This is a genomic window from Kitasatospora sp. NPDC059803 (genome assembly GCF_042732255.1).
Lineage (GTDB): Bacteria > Actinomycetota > Actinomycetes > Streptomycetales > Streptomycetaceae > Kitasatospora.
The window spans coordinates 1-3,799 of record NZ_JBHWIJ010000467.1; the positions used below are offsets into that span (position 1 = coordinate 1).

Below are 3,799 nucleotides of genomic sequence, written 5' to 3' on the forward strand. Positions count from 1 at the left end.
CCACCCGGGGGGCGGCGACCCACCCGGTACGCCATCCGGTACGCGGAAACGCCGAAGACCGGCCGGGCGCGCTGGGCGCTGGGCCGGTCGGCGAAACTACTGGCTACGAGCGGCGAGAGGCCTGCGACGGCCCGGTGCCCGGCTCGGTGTCGTCCTCGTCGTCGAGGTCGGCATAGCGGGCGGCGTACTCGGCATACGGGTCGTCGTCCTCCTCCTCCTCGATCGGCTCCGGGTCGATCGGAGCGGTGGACGGCGATGCGCCCAGCTCGTTGGACAGACGGTTAGCGTCAAACCCGCCGCTGTTGTACTTCAGCTCGCGGGCGACCTTCGTCTGCTTGGCCTTGGCCCGGCCGCGCCCCATGGGTCGACCCCCTCAACGATGGGGCTCACGGCCCCGAGTCTGACACGTGTTCATGATCAGGAGCGGCCTGCCCGAATGGGAGGACCGTCCCTTGGAGCATTAACGGTACCTGTTTCCGCCGCTGGACGGTACGTCGTCGGTGTGACGTGGCGCGCACCGACCGCACCCGAGACCAGGTCTTCCCAGGTCAGGGGAGGTTTTGCGGCGGTTTGCGCGCTGTCCGGAGGTGTCTCAGGTCCGTCGTTCCAGGACCGATTATCCCCCCAAGGGGGACCTTGGATCACCCGATCGGGCGCAGAAGTGAGAATCCGGTTCCACATCGTGATGCGCGGGGGACGGCTGGGCCCCTCCCGCCCGGGGGCGGGTCACGGGGGTGCGGCCGCCCCCCGCGCGTCCGAGGTTCCGGGGGCGCCGGATCAGGCCCGGCGGGCGCCCGGCAGCAGGACCGTGCGCAGCGCGCTGATCTCGCGCATCCGCTTCTCGGCCAGGCGGTCGGCGGCGACCGCCGGCGGGACGCCGTCGGAGGCGGCCCGGGTGAAGATCTCCAGGGTGGTGTCGAAGATCCTGGTGGCCTTGTTCTTGGCCCGGTCGAAGTTGAAGCCCTCGATCTCGTCGGCGACCTGGATCACGCCGCCGGAGTTCACCAGGTAGTCCGGCGCGTAGAGGATGCCGCGGTCCGCGAGGTCCTTCTCGACGCCCGGGTGGGCCAGCTGGTTGTTGGCCGCGCCGCAGACGATCGTGGTGCCGGACTCGCCGAGCGCGGCCACCGTGTCGTCGGTCAGCGCGCCGCCCAGGGCGCAGGGGGCGTAGACGTCCAGCCGGGCCTGCAGCAGGGCGGCGGTGTCGGCGACGACCTCCACCTCCGGGTGGGCCGCGCGGACGCGGTTCACGGCGGTCTCGGAGACGTCGGTGATGACGACGGTGGCGCCGTCCGCGACGAGGTGGCCGACCAGGTAGTGGCCGACCTTGCCGACGCCCGCGACGCCGACCCGCTTGCCGCGCAGGGTCGGCTGGCCCCAGCGGGCCTGGGCGGTGGCGCGCATGCCCTGGAAGACGCCGAAGGCGGTCAGGATGGACGAGTCGCCGGCGCCGCCGTGCTCGGGCGAGCGGCCCGTCACGAACTGCGTCTCGCGCGCGATGACGTCCATGTCCTGCACGTAGGTGCCCACGTCGCAGGCGGTGATGTAGCGGCCGCGCAGGGACTCCACGAAGCGGCCGTAGGCACGGAGCATCGCCTCGTTCTTGTCCTTGTTGGGGTCGCCGATGATGACGGCCTTGCCGCCGCCGAGGTCGAGCCCGGCCAGCGCGTTCTTGTAGGACATGCCGCGGGACAGGTTGAGCGCGTCCTCCAGGGCCGCCTCCTCGGAGGCGTACGGGAAGAAGCGGGTGCCGCCGAGGGCCGGGCCCAGCGCGGTGGAGTGGATGGCGATGATCGCCTTGAGCCCGGAGCTGCGGTCGTGGCAGAGGACGACCTGCTCGTGGCCGTCGCCGGGGGCGCCGTCCTGCTCGGTGCGGAAGATCCTGCTGAGCACTCCGGGTGCGGGGTGCGTGGCGGATGTCTGTACGTCGGTCACTGTGGTGACTCCAGTATCGAAGGCCCGCCTGCTGTGGTGCGGGCGCCTAGGGCGAAGCGTAGTCGCGGGAGCGTCGCCGATCCGCCCTCTTGTCCGAGCTTGTCCCGGTGGTCCGAGGAGTGAGACGCAGGGGGGTGCGCGGTGCGGGCGCGAACGGTTCGCGGGCGCGCCCTCCCGGGGCCGGTCGGCGCGTGCGACCATGCAGGACGTGACCGTCGTGCGCACCTCGGTACTGCCGCCCTACGCCGCCCACCTGCGGGTCTACGAGCCGCTGGCCGCCTACCCGGAGTCCGAGCGGGTGCGCTGGCAGGCCTACGCGGCGGAGCACGGCCCGGACGCCGTCGAGGCGGCGCAGCCGGTGGCCGCGGCCGTCCTGGAGGAGCAGCGGGAGGCGCTGGCGGAGCTGGCCGCCCGGACGCCCCGGGCGCTGCCTGAGCGGGAGAGCGGGCGGGCCTACCTGCGGGTGGTGGACGGCGTGCTGTACGTCTGCCCGTGGGCGACCAGGCTGCGCAGCTGGCAGGCGCTGGAGGAGCTGCGGGCGGCCGCGCCGGTGGCGCTGCTGGACACCGCGGTGCCGCCGGTGGCCCGGGCGGCGGCGGAGGCGGACCGGGAGCGCTGGCGGGCCGGCCATCCGGACGCCCGGCCGTGGATCCTGACCAGCCGGTGGGAGGTGCCGGTGCGCTGGTTCCTGCCGTTCGGGGACGAGGACCGCTGTTTCGTGCCGGCGCAGGAGCCGGGCAAACCGGGGCGGGCGGCGGCGCTGTTCTACCTGGTGCCGATGGCGCAGGCGCGCCGCCGGACGGCCCGGGCCTTCCGGGCGCTGCGTGAAGAGGTGCCGGACGGGGAACTGGTCCGGGGGGCGGAGCAGATCGGGCGGTGGCTGGAGGAATTCCATCCGCGCTCGCTGGTGGAGCTGGACTACGGGGGGCTGGTGCATGTGCTGGGGCCGGAGCGGCTGTTGGCGGATCGTTCGGCGGGGGAGCTGGAGGAGGGGCTGCGCGCGCTGCGGGCGGGGGACACCGCGCAGGCGCTGCACGCGTACGGGGAACTGACGGCGCGCTGGCGCAGGGTGCTGGCGCTGCGGTACGCGAACTGACGTCCGACCAGCCGTGTATGACTGTAAGAGTCCTATGGCCCGAGCTGGATGACCAAGGTCCCGGTTCGGGTCAATAGCTGTCGAACGTGACACTACTCACCGTTGACGCGAACTTACCCCTATGTGCAAAAATGGGACAACCAGCCCAACTTCACGCGGGCATGCCCACTTTTGGGTGGTTCTGGAGTCGATGCGTGCTTTGCGGGGAAACAGGGGGTCTGGTCCCCTCGTAACCAGGCGTCACGGCCGCGTGACTGCCCGTTATGGGGTGGTCCATCGCCATCCGTCGCTCTTGAACCCGTGAGGGGTCAATTTTGGCGGTTTGGTCGATAGGGCTGGACGGATGGTGTAGTTGTAGACACCAGGACAAGCCGTTCGTCCTATAACCGACTCGGCCCGTCTATGCCATTTCGGGCATCGCGGGCCAAGGTGCAGAATTTGAAGGATAGAACCGCCCTGGTTCGGTTCTCCCGAGGAGGCCGCTCATGACCGCTCGTACCCCTGATGCTGAGCCCCTGCTGACGCCGGCAGAGGTCGCCACCATGTTCCGCGTGGACCCGAAGACGGTCACTCGTTGGGCCAAGGCGGGCAAGCTGACGTCCATTCGCACGCTCGGCGGTCACCGCCGTTACCGCGAGGCGGAGGTGCGCGCTCTGCTGGCCGGGATTCCCGCTCAGCGCACTGAGGCCTGATAGGCCAAAGGCTCTTTAAAGGGGCCGCGTTAACGGGGAAACCCGGGTCGGTGATAGGCGACCATGGAAAGAACAC

General features: G+C 70.9%; 4 protein-coding genes. 2 read left to right on the forward strand and 2 right to left on the reverse strand.

Translation table 11 applies throughout. The features are described from left to right. Positions 1–103 precede the first annotated feature (103 nt). Complete coding sequence (locus tag ACFV6I_RS38135; protein ID WP_063348338.1) at positions 104–361, reverse strand: DUF3073 domain-containing protein; 258 nt, start codon at positions 359–361, stop codon at positions 104–106. A 416-nt stretch (positions 362–777) separates the two neighbouring features. Next, positions 778–1,935: a Glu/Leu/Phe/Val dehydrogenase dimerization domain-containing protein gene (locus tag ACFV6I_RS38140; RefSeq protein WP_063348337.1), complete on the reverse strand. Its 1,158-nt coding sequence runs from the start codon at positions 1,933–1,935 to the stop codon at positions 778–780. Between the two features lie 199 nt (positions 1,936–2,134). Here ACFV6I_RS38140 and ACFV6I_RS38145 point away from each other — a divergent pair, with 199 nt between their 5' ends. Together ACFV6I_RS38145 and bldC are read left to right on the forward strand one after the other, a co-directional pair. Then, positions 2,135–3,031, forward strand: coding sequence for a hypothetical protein (locus tag ACFV6I_RS38145; RefSeq protein ID WP_380335442.1), 897 nt, complete (start codon positions 2,135–2,137; stop codon positions 3,029–3,031). A 485-nt stretch (positions 3,032–3,516) separates the two neighbouring features. Next, positions 3,517–3,723: a developmental transcriptional regulator BldC gene (bldC, locus tag ACFV6I_RS38150; RefSeq protein ID WP_014137253.1), complete on the forward strand. Its 207-nt coding sequence runs from the start codon at positions 3,517–3,519 to the stop codon at positions 3,721–3,723. Positions 3,724–3,799: the final 76 nt, after the last annotated feature.

Excerpts from the sequence above, each read along its gene's own strand:
- ACFV6I_RS38145 (WP_380335442.1), top strand. The coding sequence starts at position 2,135 with ATGCAGGACGTGACCGTCGTGCGCACCTCGGTACTGCCGCCCTACGCC.
- bldC (WP_014137253.1), top strand. The coding sequence starts at position 3,517 with ATGACCGCTCGTACCCCTGATGCTGAGCCCCTGCTGACGCCGGCAGAG.
- ACFV6I_RS38135 (WP_063348338.1), bottom strand. The coding sequence starts at position 361 with ATGGGGCGCGGCCGGGCCAAGGCCAAGCAGACGAAGGTCGCCCGCGAG.